17 protein-coding genes are annotated in these 18,850 nt (G+C 63.2%); 9 read left to right on the forward strand and 8 right to left on the reverse strand.

The features are described 5' to 3' along the window. The first annotated feature begins 50 nt into the window (after window positions 1-50). The 3 genes from tsaD to OVA24_RS09650 are packed head-to-tail and all read left to right on the forward strand — an operon-like array spanning window position 51 to window position 2,966. A complete protein-coding gene (tsaD, locus tag OVA24_RS09640) occupies window positions 51-1,058 on the forward strand; it encodes a tRNA (adenosine(37)-N6)-threonylcarbamoyltransferase complex transferase subunit TsaD (RefSeq protein WP_267674999.1) in 1,008 nt (335 codons plus the stop codon). A 31-nt stretch (window positions 1,059-1,089) separates the two neighbouring features. Further along, window positions 1,090-1,722: an HAD hydrolase-like protein gene (locus OVA24_RS09645; protein WP_267675000.1), complete on the forward strand. Its 633-nt coding sequence runs from the start codon at window positions 1,090-1,092 to the stop codon at window positions 1,720-1,722. Window positions 1,723-1,754: 32 nt separating this feature from the next. Continuing rightward, on the forward strand, window positions 1,755-2,966 hold the full coding sequence (locus tag OVA24_RS09650; RefSeq protein WP_267675001.1) for an OmpA family protein: 1,212 nt from the start codon (window positions 1,755-1,757) through the stop codon (window positions 2,964-2,966). Window positions 2,967-3,048: 82 nt separating this feature from the next. On the opposite strand, the gene OVA24_RS09655 is transcribed toward OVA24_RS09650, so the two are convergent. From OVA24_RS09655 to OVA24_RS09665, 3 genes are read right to left on the reverse strand one after another with little or no spacing between them, the layout of a single operon-like run. Next, entirely contained in the window at window positions 3,049-4,074 is a 1,026-nt protein-coding gene (locus OVA24_RS09655; RefSeq protein WP_267675002.1) for a type III polyketide synthase, read from the reverse strand. 9 nt (window positions 4,075-4,083) lie between these two features. Continuing rightward, window positions 4,084-5,100: an NAD(P)/FAD-dependent oxidoreductase gene (locus OVA24_RS09660; protein ID WP_267675003.1), complete on the reverse strand. Its 1,017-nt coding sequence runs from the start codon at window positions 5,098-5,100 to the stop codon at window positions 4,084-4,086. Continuing rightward, window positions 5,097-5,741 carry a class I SAM-dependent methyltransferase gene (locus OVA24_RS09665; RefSeq protein ID WP_267675004.1) on the reverse strand — a complete coding sequence of 215 codons (645 nt, stop codon included), beginning with the start codon at window positions 5,739-5,741 and terminating at the stop codon, window positions 5,097-5,099. The genes OVA24_RS09660 and OVA24_RS09665 overlap by 4 nt, the downstream gene beginning before the upstream one ends. A 96-nt stretch (window positions 5,742-5,837) precedes the next feature. On the opposite strand from OVA24_RS09665, the gene OVA24_RS09670 reads away from it, so the two are divergent. The 3 genes from OVA24_RS09670 to OVA24_RS09680 all read left to right on the forward strand — a co-directional run bounded on the left by OVA24_RS09670 (window position 5,838) and on the right by OVA24_RS09680 (window position 8,438). Beyond that, complete coding sequence (locus OVA24_RS09670) at window positions 5,838-6,758, forward strand: class I SAM-dependent methyltransferase (RefSeq protein WP_267675006.1); 921 nt, start codon at window positions 5,838-5,840, stop codon at window positions 6,756-6,758. Window positions 6,759-6,779: 21 nt separating this feature from the next. Beyond that, on the forward strand, window positions 6,780-7,022 hold the full coding sequence (locus OVA24_RS09675; RefSeq protein WP_267675007.1) for a hypothetical protein: 243 nt from the start codon (window positions 6,780-6,782) through the stop codon (window positions 7,020-7,022). Window positions 7,023-7,268: 246 nt separating this feature from the next. Next, entirely contained in the window at window positions 7,269-8,438 is a 1,170-nt protein-coding gene (locus OVA24_RS09680; RefSeq protein ID WP_267675008.1) for a formylglycine-generating enzyme family protein, read from the forward strand. 30 nt (window positions 8,439-8,468) lie between these two features. Here the strand turns inward: OVA24_RS09680 and OVA24_RS09685 are convergent, their stop codons facing one another. Further along, window positions 8,469-9,515, reverse strand: a complete 1,047-nt coding sequence (locus OVA24_RS09685; RefSeq protein WP_267675009.1) for an agmatine deiminase family protein — start codon at window positions 9,513-9,515, stop codon at window positions 8,469-8,471. A gap of 83 nt (window positions 9,516-9,598) precedes the next feature. Here OVA24_RS09685 and OVA24_RS09690 point away from each other — a divergent pair, with 83 nt between their 5' ends. After that, window positions 9,599-11,857: an FdhF/YdeP family oxidoreductase gene (locus OVA24_RS09690; RefSeq protein ID WP_267675010.1), complete on the forward strand. Its 2,259-nt coding sequence runs from the start codon at window positions 9,599-9,601 to the stop codon at window positions 11,855-11,857. A gap of 35 nt (window positions 11,858-11,892) precedes the next feature. On the opposite strand, the gene OVA24_RS09695 is transcribed toward OVA24_RS09690, so the two are convergent. Continuing rightward, window positions 11,893-13,227, reverse strand: coding sequence for an arylsulfatase (locus OVA24_RS09695; RefSeq protein ID WP_267675011.1), 1,335 nt, complete (start codon window positions 13,225-13,227; stop codon window positions 11,893-11,895). A 61-nt stretch (window positions 13,228-13,288) separates the two neighbouring features. On the opposite strand from OVA24_RS09695, the gene OVA24_RS09700 reads away from it, so the two are divergent. Continuing rightward, window positions 13,289-14,113, forward strand: coding sequence for a hypothetical protein (locus tag OVA24_RS09700; protein ID WP_267675012.1), 825 nt, complete (start codon window positions 13,289-13,291; stop codon window positions 14,111-14,113). A 4-nt stretch (window positions 14,114-14,117) separates the two neighbouring features. On the opposite strand, the gene OVA24_RS09705 is transcribed toward OVA24_RS09700, so the two are convergent. Together OVA24_RS09705 and OVA24_RS09710 are read right to left on the reverse strand one after the other, a co-directional pair. Further along, window positions 14,118-15,893 (reverse strand): FAD-dependent oxidoreductase, encoded by a 1,776-nt coding sequence (locus OVA24_RS09705; protein ID WP_267675014.1) that lies wholly within the window; start codon window positions 15,891-15,893, stop codon window positions 14,118-14,120. Between the two features lie 188 nt (window positions 15,894-16,081). After that, the gene (locus OVA24_RS09710) at window positions 16,082-17,197 is read right to left on the reverse strand and encodes a ketopantoate reductase family protein (protein WP_267675015.1); all 1,116 of its coding nucleotides are present in this window, start codon (window positions 17,195-17,197) and stop codon (window positions 16,082-16,084) included. 59 nt (window positions 17,198-17,256) lie between these two features. Between OVA24_RS09710 and OVA24_RS09715 the strand changes: the two genes are divergently transcribed. Beyond that, the gene (locus tag OVA24_RS09715) at window positions 17,257-17,721 is read left to right on the forward strand and encodes an Lrp/AsnC family transcriptional regulator (protein WP_267675016.1); all 465 of its coding nucleotides are present in this window, start codon (window positions 17,257-17,259) and stop codon (window positions 17,719-17,721) included. Between the two features lie 104 nt (window positions 17,722-17,825). Here OVA24_RS09715 and OVA24_RS09720 read toward each other — a convergent pair whose 3' ends face one another. After that, on the reverse strand, window positions 17,826-18,785 hold the full coding sequence (locus OVA24_RS09720; RefSeq protein WP_267675017.1) for a hypothetical protein: 960 nt from the start codon (window positions 18,783-18,785) through the stop codon (window positions 17,826-17,828). Window positions 18,786-18,850: the final 65 nt, after the last annotated feature.

An 18,850-nucleotide genomic window follows, 5' to 3' on the forward strand; every position in this document is an offset into this window, starting at 1 on the left:
GGCCCATTTTTTATTGGGCCGCGGGCGGGAACCGGCATTAGCCTCCGTGCGTGGCACTACTCCTGGCGATCGAATCTTCCTGTGATGAAACCGCGGTGGCAATCCTCCGCGGGCAGCCGGGGGAGGCGACGGAGATCCTCGCGTCGGAGATTTCATCGCAGATCGAGCTGCACCGGGAGCATGGAGGCGTGGTGCCGGAGCTGGCATCGCGGAACCACTCGTTGAACCTCCGGCCGCTGGTGGACCAGGCCATCGCACATGCCGGGGTTGGCGTCACGGAGATCGACGCTTTCGCAGCGACCACGGGGCCGGGTCTTGCTTCCTCATTGCTCATCGGCAGCACGGCGGCAAAGGCGATGGCTTGCGCGCTGGGCAAGCCGTTCCTCGGCGTGAACCATCTGGAGGGGCACCTCCTTTCCCCCTTCGTGGGTGGCACACAGGTGCCGCCCCACGTCGCCCTCATCGTTTCCGGCGGGCACACGCTGCTGCTGGAGGTGGCGGGAGCGGGGAGATACACCAGGCTCGGAGGGACGCGGGACGACGCGGCGGGCGAGGCCTACGACAAGGTCGGAAAAATGCTCGGTCTGCCCTATCCCGGTGGCCCGGAGATCGAGAAAGCCGCCGTTGGCGGGGATGTTAAGGCGTATGATTTCCCGCGCTCCATGCTGCATGATCCGCATCTGGACTTTTCCTTTTCCGGGCTGAAGACAGCGGTTCTTTACACGCTCCAGCGGGAGGAAGGGAACATCCGCCTGCCGGATCTGGCCGCCTCCTTCCAGCAGGCCGTCATCGAGATCCTCGTCGGCAAGACGATGAAGGCTGTGGAGCGCACCGGCCACCGGATGGTCGCACTGTCCGGCGGCGTCACCATGAACAAGGCGTTGCGTGCCGCGTTCCAGGAGGCCTGTGACAAAAGGGGGATCTCACTGGCCATCGCACCGCCCGCGCTGTGCACGGACAATGCGGCGATGATCGCCTTCGCCGCGCTGCTCCGTCACCTCGACGGGCAGTCCTCACGGCTGGATGAGGATATCTTCCCAAACTTGCCGCTCGTTTGAAGACCCATTCCGTGTTAGGGTGGACAAACGGATGATCTACAGAACCATCATTTTCGACTTCGACGGTACCATCGCGGACACCATGGAGGAAGGGCGCAGGATCTTCAACGAGATCGGCCCGGCCTATGGAATCCGGCAGATCGACCGCGAGGAGATGGAGGGCTTCCGCAGCTACACCATCAACCAGTTCATCGAGGAGATGAAGATCCCGAAGACGAAGATCCCGTTCTTCATCGCAAAGGGGACGCTGGCCATGCGGCGGAGCATCGCCGGGCTGCCGTTGATCGCCGGGGTGGGCGAGGTACTGCCCGCGCTGCGCGCCCGGGTGGACCGGTTCGGCATCCTGACCTCCAACGCGGTGGACAACGTGGAGCTGTTCCTGGACAGCCACGGCATCCGCGGGCTGTTCGATTTCGTTTCTTCCACCTCGAAGCTCACGGGGAAATCCCGCCATCTGAACGCCACGCGCAAGCAATATGGCCTGAAGACGGAGGAAATGCTCTACGTCGGTGACGAGGTGCGGGATCTCCAGGCCGCGAAGAAGGCCGGGATACCATGCGCGGGTGTCACCTGGGGCTTCAATACCCGTGAACGGCTCGCCGCGGAACATCCGGACCATCTGCTGGACAACCCGGCGGAGTTTCTGGCCTTGGCGGGGCATTGACAGGGGGCGGGCGGACCGGCCAACCTCCCTCCATGCCAGAAACCCCCGAGAAAAGCGCGGAATCCACGATCGCCGGAAAGGAAGCGGAGCTTGTCAAACAGGACGCCGCCGCCAACGACGCGCTGGATACGCATGGTGATGATGCTGCCCCGAAACAGGCGATTCCGACTTTCGTCGGTGTTGGCCTTCTGGTGGCAGCGATCCTGGTGGTGGTTCTGGTCGTGATGAACGGGCAGAAAAAAAAGGCGGAACCCGAAGAGGACCGGTCCGCAATGAAAGCGGAGGTGGAGGCCATGCGCGGCGAACTGAACCGCCAGCGCATGTCCATGGGACTGCGCCCGTTGGAGAACGGCGGCGAGTCGATCGACGACATCACCAAGCGCCTCACCAAGGATGCGGAGTCCATTGTCGGACTGGCGCACAGTTTCCAAGGCATGCTGAAGGAGAAGGACGCCGCTCTGGACGCCAAGAATGGCGAGCTCATCACCTCGGAAAAGTTGCGCCAGAGTTTCGCTTCGGAAAACGCGCGCCTCCAGGCGGAGCTCAGCCGCCTGCTGGTCAGCGGAGCGGACGGGGATCTGGCGAAGAAGGAAGTGGCGGAGATCAAGGGCCAGCGTGACCGCCTCGCCGCGGAGCTGGCGAAGGTCCAGCGCGACCTGGCATCCGCCGCAGGCGGCCGGTCCCAGGATGAGTACGCGGACCTTCAGCGCCAGTTCAACGAGGCGAAGCGCTCCAGCGATTTCTTTGAGAAGCGGGTGAAGGAACTTGAGGCGGAACTTGCGAAGATCCGCATCTTCGCCAAGTCGGAGAACGAGCTTCTGCCTGCCGCCGTCGAGCTTTTCCGCACGCTGCGTGGCCTGGAAGGGACGAAGGACTCCGACAACATGACGGCCTACAGCGACATCGGCGTGAAGCTGGGCGCACGCGTCCTGCGTACCCTCGATTTCCCGACGGGTTCCAGCGAACTCACCCCGGATGACATCCAGGCCATCCCCGGCCTGGTGGAGCAGGTGGAGGAAGGCGACCTTATCCTGGTCGTCGGCTATGCGTCCACCACCGGCAACCCGGAGTCGAACCGCGTGCTTTCCTCGGACCGCGCCACCGCCGCCGCGCAGGCCGTCTCCACCGCAAAGCGCCCGGGTCAACTCGTGCAGGCCGTCTACATCGGCCAGACCACCCGCTTCGGCGGCAGTTCCCCGGAGCGCAACCAGATCTGCGAGATCTGGCACATCCGGAAGAAGTGATCTTATCCGTAGCGGAACGGCTTCGCCGTTACGGCTGGAAAAGTGGGTGCGATCCCCATCTCCCGATGAACCATGGATGTCATCAGTCCTTCCGCATCTCACACGCATGTGCGGCGAAACCCGCGCCGAAGGCGGTGAGCCACAGATGCCGGTCATCCGCCGGAGACGCCAGTCGCTTCTCCAGCGCGAACAGGACGGACGGGCTGCTCATGTTGCCATGGCGTTCCAGCACGGCGCGGGTTTCCGCCAGGGAAAAGGGCAGCACGCCTTCCAGCGCGTCGATCACATCGCGCCCGCCGGAGTGGGCCAGCACTTGGTCAGGGTCGCCGGTCCGCCGGGCGTAGAGCTGTGCGACGGCATCCGCGGCCAGGCCGGGAACGGACTTGTGGAGTTGGTTCTTCAGGTGGCCATCCGCATTCACGAAGCGGATTTTCTCCCGTTCTTCCGGGACATGCACGGTGGTGAAGTCTCCGGCCCGCCAGGCTCCCGACTGGCCCGTTCCGGACCAGATGGAGGCGGATGCACCGTCGCCGAACAGGCACAGGCTGATGAGCACGCCCGGGTCATCATCGGCATAAAAGGCGGCGGAACAGATCTCCACGGCAACCACCGCGATGGTGGCGTCCGGATTCGCGGCCAGGAACCCATGGGCCGCCCGCAGGGTGGGGATGGCCGCGCCGCAACCCAGGCCCACCAGGTCCGCCAGATAGACGTCTGGGCGCAGGTCCAGTTTCTCCGCCACATGGCTGGTCACACCGGGGCAGAGATAGCCGGTGCAGGTGCAGAGGAACAGCGCGTCGATCTCCGCCGGGGCGATGCCCGCCTTGCAGATGGCCTTTGAAAGCGCCTCAGCCGCCAGTGCCGGTGCCTCCCGCTCGTAGTCCTCGCTGAGTTGCTGCGGTCCGCGGCTGAAAAGTGGGACGATGTCCGGCACGGCGAAGTTCCGCGTGGCGATGCCGGAGTTCCCTCCGGTGAGTATCTTTTCCACCAGGGCTGCGGAGCGGGGCTTCAGCCTGGAGGTCAGCCCTCCATCCTGCATCGCGTTCCAGCATTGATCCTGGGTGAAGGGGTATTCGGGGACGGCCGATGCGATGGAACGGAGGAACATTTCGGAGATCTAACGGACGAGGGAGAGCACGGGCTTGAATGGCAGCAGCCGTGCGGAGGAGAGTGTCTGCAGCAGGGTTCTTCCCCGATCACTGAGCAGGACGCGATGCAAAAACAGCGCGGTGGAAAGCCGGCGGCGGAAGCGCTTCTTCAGGTCCGCTGAAATGGTGTGGCGGGTGGACTCCCAGCAGGCGTTCCCGTGGACCCATGCAGCCAGCGGCTCGACGGCCGCCTCCGCCGCCTGGAAGGCCATCGACATGCCATTCCCAGTGAAAGGGGGGATCATGCTCTCCGCATCCCCCAGGCACAGCAGGCCGGGCACCTCCGGTTGCTGCCCCAGCTCGAATCCGGCGACGCCGGAGAAAGATCCCTCGCGCCATTCCGCGGCCCGGAGTTGGTCGGCGAGTTGTGGATGGCCACCCGCGGCCAGATAGGCGGTGAGCAGGTCCGGTCCCTTCGCCTCCAGCTTGCGGTCGATCCTGAACAGGCCGCAGACATTCACCCAGCCATCCTCCACCCCGGCCAATCCGGCGTAGCCATTCGCCCCGGCGTGCATCTCCAGATCCGCCTCCATCGGCAGCCCTCGGACATGCGCCTTGAGTCCGATCCATCGCCCGTTGCGCGGTCTGCGTCCCGCCGCCCATACCAAGCCATCCGCAGGCTGCGGTCGGGCGCGAATGCCGGTCTTGAGGCAGCCCCCCAGTTCCTCGAACCGGAGTCTCAGCCGCTCGTCCAGCGCGTGGCGGGAAATGCCGATGGCGGCTTCCGGCAGCCGGTTGCGGTGCAGGACCTTCCCCCGTTCATGCCAGATCAACGTCTCATGGTGGCGGGCGTCCGCGAACAGGGGCAGGATGCCCAGCCGAGAGAGCGTGCCTTCACCCACGCCGGAAATGAACTCCCCGCAGACCCGGTGGCGCGGGTAGGAACCGGCCTCCAGAACCGTCACCGGGATGTTCCGTTCGCGCAGGGCGATGCCAAGCGACAATCCGGCAAGTCCGCCTCCGGCGATGGTGATTTCACGGTTCAAGCGCGGCAACCTAACACGCGCAGCGCACCGCGCCATGTGGAATGTTCTCCGATCATCCAGCGTTTTTCGGATAGATCCATCAGGCGGGGCAACTCGTTGGCGGAGAATCCGGCATCGATGCTGACATGCATGTCATGGCGGGTGACCCGGTTGATGAACGGATGGGCGGCGTATCCCAGCAGATGCGGCAGCCGTGCCCGCAGCGGCTCGCAGAAAATGAGCACGCGGAAACCCTCCGCCAGCCTGCCCAGTTCCCGCAGGGCGTCCCCCTCGAAGTGGTGGAGGAACAGGTTGGCGATCAGGATGCCACCCTGCGGCGGGCTGGGGGACCGGAACAGGTCGCCCTGGTTCCAGACCACGTTGGAGGGCAGCGAGGGCGGTGGCGGCGCCAGATCCAGCGCGGTGACCGTCGTTTGCGGATGCAGCCGGGCGAGTGCCCGCGTGAGGTCCCCGTCGCCCGCACCCAGCTCCGTGACGCCCAGCGCCGCCGCTTCCGGGAACCGCCGTGCGGTGGCCAGCACCCAGCGCTCGTTGCCCATGAAAAAATTGATGCGCCGCAGGTCCCTCCGGCTGCGCCGTGCCTCCGGGTCATCCGCAGGCAGGTGGTCGAGGAGTTCTGGAATGACGACGCGGGTGGGCACGCGGCGGAGCGTGGAGGGATTCGGGGCATCGGTCGATCACGATACGCCCGGAACAACCGCCCTTGCCCTTGCCTGCGGGTTGCGCATCATGGCTCCATGCCGCAGCCGCCACGCAGACCTTTCCGGAACCAACCTCCTTCAAAGCAGGGGCAGGGGCCGTTTTCCCAGCCGAAGCGGCAGCCCGGACCACCCGCGAAGAAAGGCAGCGTGCAGCCAGCCCGGCAGGGTGGGGGAAAAGGCGGCGACGACCAGGGATGGGATCCTGTCGCCGCGTGGTATGACAAGCTGGTCGGTGAAACCGGCTCCGACTACCACCGGAATGTCATCCTGCCTGCCACGCTCCGCATGCTGGACCTGAAGGGCGGGGAAAGGATCATCGACGTCTGCTGCGGTCAGGGCGTGCTGGTGAAGCCGTTGTTGGATGCCGGTGCCGGGACCTTCCTCGGTGTCGATGCCAGCCCGCGCCTCATCCAGGCCGCGGAGGGCCGCCACGGGAAGAATCGGAACGTTTCCTTCCGCACTGCGGATGCCTGCAAGCCCGGCGCGTGGGCGGACGGCAGCTATGATGCCGCCACCTGCCTGATGGCCGTCCATGACGTGCCGGACATCACTGGCTTGTTCACCAACGTGGCGAAGTCCCTCAAGTCCGGCGGCCATGCCGTGCTGGTCTTCATGCACCCCTGCTTCCGCATCCCGAAGAAGACGCACTGGGGCTTCGACAACGACCAGAAGATCCAGTTCCGCAGGCTGGACAGCTACGGCTCGCCGCTGGAGATCCAGATTGCCACCCATCCGGGGAAAGGCGGACCGGAGCAGACCATTTTCTACCATCGCCCACTGTCGGAACTCATCTCCGCCATGGGCAAGGGCGGGCTGGCCGTCACCGCCTGCGAGGAACTCTACAGCCACCGCCGGTCGCAGGGCGGCGGTGCCTTCAGCAAGGCGGAGCACAAGGCCGCCGAGGAGTTCCCCATGTTCATCGCGTTCCGCTGCGTGGCGGGTGCTTCAGCCCGTTGACCCACTCCTCCGCCGGAACAGATGAATCCCGTCGATCTTGATGGAGCCTCGATCATCGTGTTCCACGGCGCGATCCATGCGACCCCGCCCGTGGTCCTCGCTGCAGGGGTTGGTTCGTTCGATGGACGCACTTTCATCATTGGACAGGAGGACCGGCCTCCGTTCATCCTCACGGAGGACCACTGGGAAAGGGTGGAGCGGCCCCTGACCGGATTCTGGAAAGAACGGTACCCGGAATATAACTGGTATCTTGAAATCCGCTGAACCCGGTTTCCAGCGGGACGTCCCGTTTTCCTCCTCCAGCTCCTATGCCACCGCGCGGATCATCCGACTTCCGCAGATAGGCCGGTAGGTGCCTTCAGCAAGGCGGAGCACAAGGTCGCCGAGGAGTTCCCCATGTTCATCGCGTTCCGCTGCGTGGTGAAGTGACGGATTCTTAGATGGAAAATCGGCGGTCCTTTCCACAGGTCCGTTGGCCAAGGAAACGGCGGTCCGTGCGTCGTTCCATGGATGATCCATCCTACCTACCCGTGCGCCTGCTTCGCCACAGCGGCCCTTGTCTGTTCCTCCATCACGGCCTCCGCCCAGGAGCCGGCCATCTCCTCGGTGAAACGCATCGGCAATGACGTGGAGCTGAAATTCACCGGCACCGCCGGAGTGGAGTATATCCTCCAGAAGTCGGAGACCCTGGAGCAGCGTTCGTGGCTCCCCACCGGTGTCACCGTCACCGGCACTGGCGCGGAGCAGACCGTCCTGGTCCCCGGTGCGGGCACTCCAGGGAGGAACTTCCTGCGCTTCTCCTACACGTTCGATCCCGTCCCGTCCGGCTATGTCCGGATCCCTTCCGGCTCCTTCATCATGGGAGACCAGAATGTCCCCTATGAGGGCCTCCTCAAGGAACGTCCTCCCATCACCACCCAGACGGGCGCGTTTCACCTGAAGGCGACCGAGGTCACCAAGGCCGAGTGGGATTCCACCTTCACCTGGGCGGTCGCCAATGAATACACCTTCAGCAACTCGGCCGGAGCGGGGAAGGGACCTGACCACCCGGTGACGAATGTGAACTGGTATGACGTCATCAAGTGGTGCAATGCCAAGAGCGAGCAGGAGGGCCGCCAGCCGTGCTATACGCTCCGTGGAAGCGATGGCCGCCACACCGTGTATCGCACCGGCTCACCGACCCGCATCATATGGGAATTCGGTGCCAACGGCTACCGCCTGCCTTGCGAGGCGGAGTGGGAGAAGGCGGCACGTGGTGGCGTCGTCGGCAGACGTTTCCCCTCAGGCACCACCATCGATCACAGCGTCGCCAACTTTTTCGCCTCCCGCAGTAACTACGCATACGATACCACCGGCATCGATGGCATGCACCCCACCTACGTCACCGGCGCCATTCCCTACACCGCTCCTGTCGCCAGTTTTCCGCCGAATCCCTACGGGCTTTATGACATGGACGCGAACGTCCGTGAATACTGCTGGGACACTTCCACCAGTGACTGGTCCGAGGGCTACGTGGTGAAGGCGGAGAGCTCGTCTTCCCTGTTTCCCCGTGCCGTGAGGGGGGGTGACTGGAGCAGCAGCGCTTTCCAGTGCCGCAGCTCCTACCGCTCCCAGGAGTTTCCTGATACGGGGAAAAAGAACTACCTCGGCTTCCGTCTGGTGAAGGGGCCGCTGAATTGATAGCCCGGACGGGTGCCGAGGAACTTCACCTCAAGCCGGCTGCTGCTGGGAGATGCAGTGGAGCGTGCCGCCTTCCTCGACCAGATCCAGACAGTCGATGCCTACGACCTCACGGCCGGGGAGCAGCTCGCGGATCATTCCCAGCGCGCGGTCGTCGTTCCGCCCCTGGCGGAAGGTGGGGACCAGCACGCCGCCGTTCACGATGAGGAAATTCACATACGACGCCGGCAGCACCGGCAGCCGCCAGCCGGGCACCTCACAGGCCTCCGGCAGCGGGATCTCGATGATCTCGAACGGCCGCTTCTTCGGACTCTGGAAGTCCCGCAGCCGCCCGAGGTTGTTTGCCAGTACCTTCCGGTTTTCAGTCGTGCCGGACAAGTCGATGCAGGCGAGGATGGTTTCCTCATCCACGAACCGGGCGAGGTCGTCGATGTGGCCGTCCGTGTCGTCGCCCTCAATGCCCTGCTTCAGCCACAGGATTTCCGAAACGCCCAGACCATCGCGCAGGCGTTGCTCGATCTCCTCCCGGCCGAGGTGCGGGTTCCGGTTCGGATTGAGCAGCACCGCCTCCGTGGTGAGGAGCTGGCCCGTGCCGTTGATTTCGATCGCGCCGCCTTCCAGGATCATGTCCTGCTTGAACAAGCGCTTGCCCAGCGCCGCGGCGACGCGGGAGGGGATGGCGTCGTCCAGATCCCACGGCGGAAATTTTCCACCCCATGCGTTGAATCCCCAGTCGGTGACGGCGGTGTCTCCGGTTCCGTGGTGTTTCACGAAGATGGGGCCGTGGTCGCGGCACCAGACGTCATTGTGCGGGTGGTCGAAAAGCTCCACGCGCTCCGGCACGGCCTTCGCCCGGTTACAGGCGGCGGCGATGGCGGCGTGGTCCGCTCCCGGCGCGTTGATCCGGACCGGCTCGAAGCGGGAGATGCCCGCGGCGATTTCCGCGAACTTCGACCACATCAGGTCCTTTTTGGCTCCGCCCCAGTGGCGCGGGTCATCCACCGGCCAGGACAGCCAGACGGCTTCCTGGGGTGCCCACTCGGGTGGCATGGCGTATCCTGCGGCGGCGGCGTTCATGCAGGGACGATGAATGGATCCATGGCAAAAGAGAAAGCGGATTCCATTTGAAATAATGATCTTCGCGCCGTTGTTTCTTCTGAATGAGCGATGAGGAACAGCCGGTGCAGGAGAAGCCCAAGAAGTGGGCGGCGGGGCTGCCGGCGGTGACCTCCTCCATAAAATTCATCATGGAGGGGCCCGGCCTCCTGCGGGGCACGGCGGCCTTGCTCGAAATGAACCAGAAAGGCGGCTTCGACTGCCCAAGCTGCGCTTGGCCGGACCCGGACGGGAACCGGTCCGTCGCGGAGTTCTGTGAGAACGGGGCGAAGGCACTGGCTTCCGAGGCCACCACAAAGCTGGCCGACCGGAAATTTTTCGCGGAGCACTCCGTCCGGGACCTGCAGGAGCAGACGGACCTGTGGCATGACCGGCAGGGACGCATCGCGGAGCCGATGATCCTCCGTCCGGGCAATGACCACTATCAGCCGATCTCCTGGGAGGATGCGTTCAGGATCATCGCCGCGCACCTGCGGAAGCTCGGCTCTCCGGATGAGGCCGTCTTCTACACCTCCGGGCGGGCCAGCAATGAGGCGGCCTTCCTCTATCAGCTCTTCGTCCGCAGCTACGGGACGAACAACCTGCCGGATTGCTCGAACATGTGCCATGAGTCGAGCGGCCTCGCCCTGAAGCAATCCATCGGCGTGGGGAAGGGGACCGTGACCATGGACGACTTCCTGGAGGCGGATGTCATCCTCTGCGCCGGGCAGAATCCGGGGACCAACCACCCGCGCATGCTCACCACGCTGGAGGAGGCGGTGAAGCGCGGCGCGGAGATCGTCGCCATCAACCCGCTGCGGGAAACGGGGCTGGTCGCCTTTTCCCATCCGCAGCATGTCGGTGGACTGCTCGGCCGGTCCACCCCGCTGGCCTCCCGGTTCCTGCGGGTCCGGATCAATGGCGATCTCGCGCTTTTCCGTGGCATCGCAAAGGCGTTGATGGAGGAAGAAACCTTGTCCCCCGGTGTGCTGGACGCCTCTTTCCTGCGTGACCACACGGAGGGCTTCGGAGCCTACCGCAACGCGGTGGAGGAAACCCGCTGGGAGGAGATCGTCCGCATGAGCGGGGTGGAGGAAAGCGAGATCCGCTCGCTGGCGGAGCTGCTGGTGAGGAAGTCCCGCAAGGTCATCACCTGCTGGGCCATGGGCCTCACCCAGCACCGCAACGCGGTGGCCACCATCCGGGAAATCACCAATGTCCACTTGCTGCTGGGGGCCATTGGCAGGCCCGGCGCGGGGCTGTGTCCGGTGCGCGGCCACAGCAACGTACAGGGCGACCGCACCGTGGGCATCTTCGAGAAGATGCCGGAGTCCTTTCTCGCAGCGCTCGATCGGGAGTGTGGCATCAGCGCGCCGCGCAAGCATGGCTTCGACACGGTGGCATCCATCCACGCCATGCACGATGGCCGGGCGAAGGTGTTTTTCGCGCTGGGCGGAAATTTCCTCCAGGCCTCTCCGGACACGGACTACACGGCGGAGGCGCTGCACAACTGCGAGCTGACCTGCCATGTCTCCACAAAGCTGAACCGCAGCCATCTGGTGACGGGGGGGACCGCGCTCATCCTGCCGTGCCTGGGCCGCAGCGAGCGGGATGGGATCGACCATTTCGTGACCTGTGAGAACTCGATGGGCGTGGTCCAGATGTCGCAGGGCGTGCTTTCCCCCGCGTCGCCCGACCTGCTCAGCGAGGTGGCCATCGTCGCCCGGCTGGCGGAGGCCTACCACCGGGACGGCAGCCCGGTGCCGTGGCGGTGGCTGGCGGAAGATTACGACCGCATCCGCGATCTCATCGAGCGGGTGGTGCCCGGTTTTGAAAACTACAATGACCGGGTCTCCCATCCCGGTGGATTCTACCTCCCGAACTCCGCGAAGGAACGCCGGTGGGACACTCCGGAAAAGAAGGCCGTCTTCGCCACGGGCTCCATCGATATCTTCGAACCCGCGCCGGGCCGTCTGGTCCTCCAGACGCTCCGCAGCCATGACCAGTTCAACACCACGGTCTATGGCCCGGACGACCGCTACCGTGGCATCTCCGATGCGCGGCGCATCATCCTGGTGAACCCGGAGGACCTGCTGGAAAGGAACATCAAGCCGGGCACCCCCGTGGACATCACCAGCCATTGGGAGGGAGGCACACGCACCGCCCGGGGATTCGTCGCCCTGCCCTACGAGATGCCCCGCGGCAGCGCCGCCGCCTACTTTCCCGAAGCGAACGTCCTCGTCCCTATCGGAAGCCAGGCGGAGGGCAGTGGCACCCCGACCAGCAAGTCCGTGGAGATCGATATCCGGTGCAGTGAGGCCTGACACTGCCGCCCGTTTCATGGGACGGCCTGTTTGCCTCAATCCTTTTCCACGGGCCAGTCGGGTGACTCACTGCGTGCCGTTTTCAGATACGCGTCGATCTTTGCGAGCACGTCCGGATGCTGTGCGGCGACGTCGTTCTTTTCCGCTACATCATTCCGCTGGTCGTAGAGGAACATTTTGCCGTTGCGGCGGATGCCTTTCCAGCGGCCTTGGTAGAGCGCGGCTTGGCGGAAGCCGCCTTCGTGGAATTCCCAGTAGAGAAACTCATGCTCCTTCTGTTCCCCCTGGCCTGAAAGGACGGGCAGCAGGCTGATGGAGTCGCGGTCCGGTGGCAGCGTCGCGCCGGACAGGTCAGCGGCGGTCGCCATGATGTCACCGAAGTAGCCGACGTGTGCTGAGACAGCGGGCTTCACCTTGCCGGGCCACCAAGCGATGAACGGCACGCGGATGCCGCCGTCCGTCAGAGCCCGCTTGATGCCGGTGAACGGACCGGACGGATTGAAGCGTGTGATGTCGTGGCCGCTCTCGTTGTGAGGGCCGTTGTCGCTGGTGAAGATAACCAGCGTGTTCTCCGCGATGCCCAGGTTCCGCAACTGCTCCATCATCCGCCCGACGTAGGAATCCAGCCGCGTGATCATGGCGGCGTGGCCTTTGTCCGGGCCGGGCCAGTCCTTGTCCGCATAGATGCCCAGATCCGGCACCTCCGCGCCACCCAGCGGGCCTTTCCCGCGCATCGCGTTGTGCGCGTGCGGCACCACCATGCTCCAGTAGAGGAAGAACGGCCGGTCCTTGTTGTCCGCGACGAACTTCAGGGATTCCGTCGCGAAATGGTCGTCGGAGTAGCCTTCGTTCGGCACCTTCTCTTCGTTGCGCCACAGTTCCTTCGGGTAGTGGTTGTGGGCGTGGCTCTGGTTCAGGTAGCCGAAGAACTGGTCGAAGCCATGCCTGCGCGGCATGCCGACTTCCGCCGCGCCTTCGTCACCCAGTCCCCATTTGCCGATGAGGGCGGTGGTGTAGCCCTGCTGCTTCAGCAGGGAGGCAACCGTCACATCCCCCGGGCGCAGTGCCTGGGCCAGCGGGTTTTTTTTGCCCGCATTCCCGCGCACGCGGGTGTGGCCCTGGTGTTGGCCGGTCATCAGCACGCTGCGTGACGGCGCGCAGACGGTGGCACCGGAATAGAAGTGGGTGAACCTCATCCCTTCGGAAGCCATAAGATCCAGGTTGCGGGTCTGGATGATCTTCTGCCCGTAACTACCAAGCTCCCCGTAGCCGAGGTCATCCGCAAGGATGAAGATGATGTTGGGTTTTCGCTCCGCCGCCGTGCAAAAGGAAACGAACGAGACGAACACCAGCAGTAGTCGGCGGATCATGGCTCTGAACTCTGGATCGATGATAAAGTTGACCAAGCAAATTCGTAGGCTCTGTGTTCCCATGGCATTTATTCCCAAGACTATTTCACAGCTCATCGCAGTGTTCATCATTTCCGCCGGAGCCGCCAGCGCGGCGACCATCACCATCAACAACCCTGTCAGGGTGGGGGGCTCGGATGCCATCGATCCGACGGATGCCAAAGAGGTGGGTGATGATAATGCCTCAGGTTCGACCCCTCAGTCGGTCCTCGAAGCCCTTCCCGGATTCGGTGCGATCCAGTCGTTCGGTGGATTCACCGGGAACAGCACGACAGCGAACGAATATATTTTCGACAATATCGCGGATACGACTCTCCCCGACCTGAGGATCATCTATACCGGAGAGATCTCCTCTGGCGTCGTGGCGATCAGCAACACGACTTTCTCGACCTCGCCCAGCAGTTCGATGCGGCTTCCTGGTGCGGGAACCGGTCTCTATGGCATGTCGATCCAACTGGGTTCATGGAATGGCACGACCTTGACGACCGGAACCGATCTCGGCGTTTCCGCGTTCGGCTTCACTCTTTCCGGACGCTTCGGACAGGTGAATTCCGTCACCTTCACCTACTACGACGCCCTGAACAATGTCCTGTCCACGCAGGTCGCGCCGGATACCGGCGTCTCAGACAACGCGACGGCCGCGGTTTACAGCGGCTACCAGATTACCTCCGGACAGAATGCGATCTCACGGGTGGAAATTTCCGTGAATCCCATCAGCACGTCCAGCAACGGCCTGTTCGGCCTGGACGACATCGGCTTCACCCCCACGGTGCCGGAGCCTTCCGCCCTCGTGCTGGCAGCGGGCGCGCTCCCGCTGTGCTGGCTGCGCAGGCGGAAGGCCGCCTGAGCGGTTATGGATGGATGGCGCGGATGAAGTCGCCCCGCGTGGCGGCGGATGACGCCTGCGCCACATCGATGCCGTTTGATTTCGCCAGGGAGATCCAGCGCTCCCTCAGCTCCGGGGTGAGCGGCTCATCCACCTTCGCCTCATGGGCGGGTGCGGCTTCGTTGTACTGGCCGTGGATCTTCTTTCCGCGGAGCGTCTTGCCCCATGGCTCGACCCCGTGGAAGCCGCCCTTCGCCGCCCACCACTGGACCGCCGCGAAATGAGGGGAGTCCAGCGGCAGGTCGCTGAAGTAAGTGAGGGCGGACTTGTCCGCGATGAGGAGCTTCTGGATCGCCTGCACCGGGACCTTCTGGACGTCCGTGCCGTCCTTCGCGGCGAGCGATGCGGCATACCCTGCGGCCTGGCCCAGGGACATCCAGATCGGCTCCAGGCGCAGCGCGCAGAAGCCCACATGGGTGGAGGACACGGCCACCGGGACCAGCAGGTTGTTGATGGTCTTCGGCAGCAGCACGCCGTAGGGGATCTGGTAGGGCGGGACCGGATTGTAGAACTCCCCGGTGTGCTTGCCGCCGAAGCGCGGCCCCTCGTGGAAGGTGCCGTGGCAGTTGTTGCCGTAGTCGCCCATGGCGATGGTGTCGGTGAAAAGCGGCGCGCGCGGGTCATTGGCCGGACGCTCGCTGTCCTTCTGGGAAAAGACATGGACGCCCATCATGCGGCGGGCCTCACGCACGTACAGCTCCGGCGGCAGGTGGCCGTTGTCCGTGAACTCGTCCTTGCAGAATCCCCATGACCGCGCCTCGTCGCGGAACTTCGCCGGGACGGAGTCATCGTTCTGGAGGAAATAGATCATGCCCACCTGGTCGCGCAGGTGCTCGGCGAAGATGGCCTTCCGTTCCTCGCGCGTGCCTTCCGGCCAGCCGGCGTTCTTGCCGGGGAGGGACAGTCGGATGAAGCCGCCGGAGACATCATTGATGTCGTATTTGTTGTTCGGCAGGGGAGGGGTCTGCGCCTTGAAGATGCACTCCTTCGGGTAGTCGAACAGCTTCCTGATCTTCCCGGACTCCAGCGCGGGCAGCAGCTCCACGAAGTCCTCCCGCCGGTAGCCGGGCGGCTTCGGCGCGGGCACCCGGTTCGCCGGATCCGGCGTCATGATGAGCCGGAAATTGTAGGCCTGGAGCTGCTTGTCGCCCTGCTCCGGAGCCAAGGACTCGTTGAACTCGGCGCGGCCCTCGCGGCCCACGTGGAAGGCGACGCCCGCCTTCGCCATCAGGTCGCCCTCATAGGTCGCGTCGATGAAGACCTTCCCGTCATGCGTGGTGGTGTAGTCCCCGGAACTGAAGCTGGCGGAAACGATGCGGCCGTCCTTCACCGTCACCCCGGAAAGGTGCGAACCTTTGAAAATGGTGATGCCCTTCTGCTCCGCGAGCATCTGCTCCAGCACCAGCAGGTTCACCTTCGGCTCCGCGAAGGTGCCGCGGAAGCAGTCCTTCACCTGCTGGGAATCCTTGCCGTAGGTCTTGATGTAGTGGGCCTCCACCCGCGACGCGAAGTCCGCGAAGCTGCCGGAAAGGCTCTCGAAGGAATGGAAATCCGTGTGCGACAGGCCGCTGGTCACCAGTCCGCCGATCCGGTTCCCCGGCTCCACCACCGTCACCGTGGAGCCAGACTTCGCCGCGGAGATCGCGGAGGCGATGCCGCCCGGCGTGGCCCCGTAGATGACAACGTCCGCCGCAGGGCTGAGGCAGGTGGAGAACAGCAGGATTGGGATGGTCTGGCGCATGGTCGAACGGGTTTCGCGGGTCTGTTATGGGAGATTGGGCCAGTCCCTATACGCAGGCGAATCCATTCTTATTCCGGATCGTTGAAATGAGTGGGTCCAGTCCCTGTGTGGGGTGGAGGATTACCACTGATTACACTGATTTACTGATGAAGAAGGATTCGCGGTTCCTTCCATCAGAGGCGTGGTGCTCATCTGCCATGGCAGGGCGAGGATAAGCGTGAGATCGCCTCGATATTCTCGGAACCGGGTTTCCGACTGCCTGACTCAATCAACCTGACCATATCGACGATCGCTGAATTGGTCGGAGTCCGGACGCCAAACCTCTTCCCGAGGTCGCGCACAAAACCGTTGATGAAAGCAATCTCCGTTGTTCTTCCTCTCTCGAAGTCCTGTAGCATCGACGGCTTCAGATCGCCATATCCTTTGATTATCCCTTCAAGCCACTCATCGTATCCGGAGCCAGCCTCACTGCGGTCCGTCCATCCAGGAGGAACCGGATCAAATGCGCTTGCCTCAGGTGTTACTCCTGATGTCCGGGCTACAAGTAGAGCCTCGTCATAGGCTTTCCGGAACAGTTCCTTACCTTGGCTGGTTTCGCAGTATTCCCTCATTGTCTTTCCAACGATGGCTCCGATGGTCGTTACAGAACAATTGAGGAGCAGCTTGCCCCAACTCGCCCCCAGAAAGTTTCCCGTCACCTGGACCGCAACAGGAGGCGACAGCCAGTCACGTACCGCCACAATCCGATCTGAAATTCCACCTCCTAGCTCACCGATCAGAAGGTGGCCCGAGTTTCTCTGTTCGAAAATTCCTGGCTCCACCATGGTTGCTCCGATGTGCGAGACACAGCCAATTACCTTGTCCGCACCAAGCTGGTCCGCGATTGACTGATAAACGCTTCCATTCTGGAGAGGAATCAGAATGCCCCCTTCCCCTAGCAGACCACCCACCACTCCGATGGTGCGCATGGCTTCCTCTGCTTTGGTCGCCAGGATGATGAGATCAAAGCTCTGGCCTTCATAGTCCTTGATCGTACCGATTTGCTTCACCTCAGCTTTGATTCCTTCAAGTGGTAGCAGAAGGCCGGAGGATTTGAGCCGCTCGCACGAATTGGCATCACGGGCAGCCAGGCTTACATCAGCGCCGGAGGAAAGCAGCCTAGCCGCGATCACTCCACCAAGCGCTCCAAGTCCGATAATCAGTGTTCTCATAATCTCTTGTTTGTAAAATCGTCCAACATTCCGGAGGTTGGCGGTTGAGGAGATTATAAACCAAAAATCGAGTTTCAGGATTGCGTTTTTCACCCCTTATATTCATAATATTGGAATATTTTACCCCTAATCTGACCTATAATTAGAATATTATGCCAGTCGGTCTTGACTCCATTGATCGCTCCATCCTTCGCGTTCTCCAACGGGAAGCAAAGATTGCCAACAACGAACTCGCAGACCGGGTTGGCCTTTCACCTTCGCCCTGCCTGCGCCGGGTGAAGCTTTTGGAAGAAGCAGGCTACATCGAGAAATATTCGGCAGTCCTGGACGCCGACAAGCTTGGTGCCGGCTTCACGGTTTTTGCCAGAGTCTGGCTTAAAGCTCCGGATGAAAAGACGATCGGACAGTTCGTTGACGCAATCATGAAGCTGCCTGAGATCGTCGAATGCCACATGCTTGCCGGCGATTGCGATTTCCTGCTCAAGATCGTAGCTGCGGACTTGAATTCCTATCGTCGTTTTAGGGTGGAACACATTGGCAAGATCACCTCGATCCGGGACATCAAGTCCGACATCCCAATGCAGAAAATAAAACACTCTTCAGAAATTCCGGTGTAGCGCATCAGCTCTACGAACTTCCTCCAAGAATGCCATCCTGCACGATGGCAACCTTTGCGCCCATCGCGTGGCGGCTGTGCCGCAATGCGGTCCCCATCCAGGGATCACTCCCCGAGTGCGCTGATGTTCGCGGAGTCATGCAGCGCCTTCATCTCCTCATCGGTGAGGGCGCGATTGAAGACGGCGACGCCACCGACCAGGCCGATCAGCGGGTTGCCCACCTTGTGGCCGACGGCGTAGCAGGCACCCACGGTGAAGTCGGCGGCGCCGTCCGGCTTGGTCGCTGCGTGCTTCTCCGCGTCATAGGTGAAGATGCCACGGCCATGGTAGTAGGGGTTCATACCACGGTCTTTGCCATCCGGGCCTTCCTTGGTGAAGTAGGGGTCGTTGCGGCGGTCCTTCACCGGGTCCAGTCCGCGTTGCTCCATCACGCCGTTGAAGTAGGCGCGGACATACTTCCCGTCATAGGTGGAGCCGAGCGTGACCCATCTCCCCACGGGGATCTCCGACTGGTTCACGGCATAGTCCGCGCACCAGGGGAAGGCGCTGCCGTCCGCACGGCGCGTCACGCCGCCTTCGGATGAAATGTGGGGCACCAGGCGCTTCGGTCCGCCGTACATGCCCATGTTCAGCAGCAGGGAATACTGGCGGGTGCCGCCGTCATCGTTGGCACCCTTGCCCTCGCTCCAGATGCCCGCGACGGTGACGCCCTTCTTCATGTCATCCACCCGGATGACGGTGAACAGGCTGACCTGCGCGTCCTTTCCATGGATGTCCAGGTTGCCGATCTTCGCACGCGGCACGCGGAGGAAATGGCTGCCGTCCAGCTTCGTGGAGAAGCCGGAATACGGCCCGCCCTCCACGCGGGGGATGGCAGCGGGGGACTCCAGCAGCGCGTGCTTCTGCTCCGTGCCCTTTGAGACGCGGGGCTCACCTTCCTTTTCGGCAAAGTCCCAGAACGCGACCAGCCCGGGCGTGCTGAGGACCACATCCGGTTTCCCCACCGGTTCGGCGGCGTGGAGCATGGGAGCGAGCGAGCTGAGGATCAGGAGCGGGCGGAGCATGGGAAATGGCTGGTGTTCGGTGGATTTGACGGCATCTGAACGATGCGGTCACGGGTTCTTTATCG

This window comes from Luteolibacter sp. SL250, assembly GCF_026625605.1.
GTDB lineage: Bacteria > Verrucomicrobiota > Verrucomicrobiia > Verrucomicrobiales > Akkermansiaceae > Luteolibacter.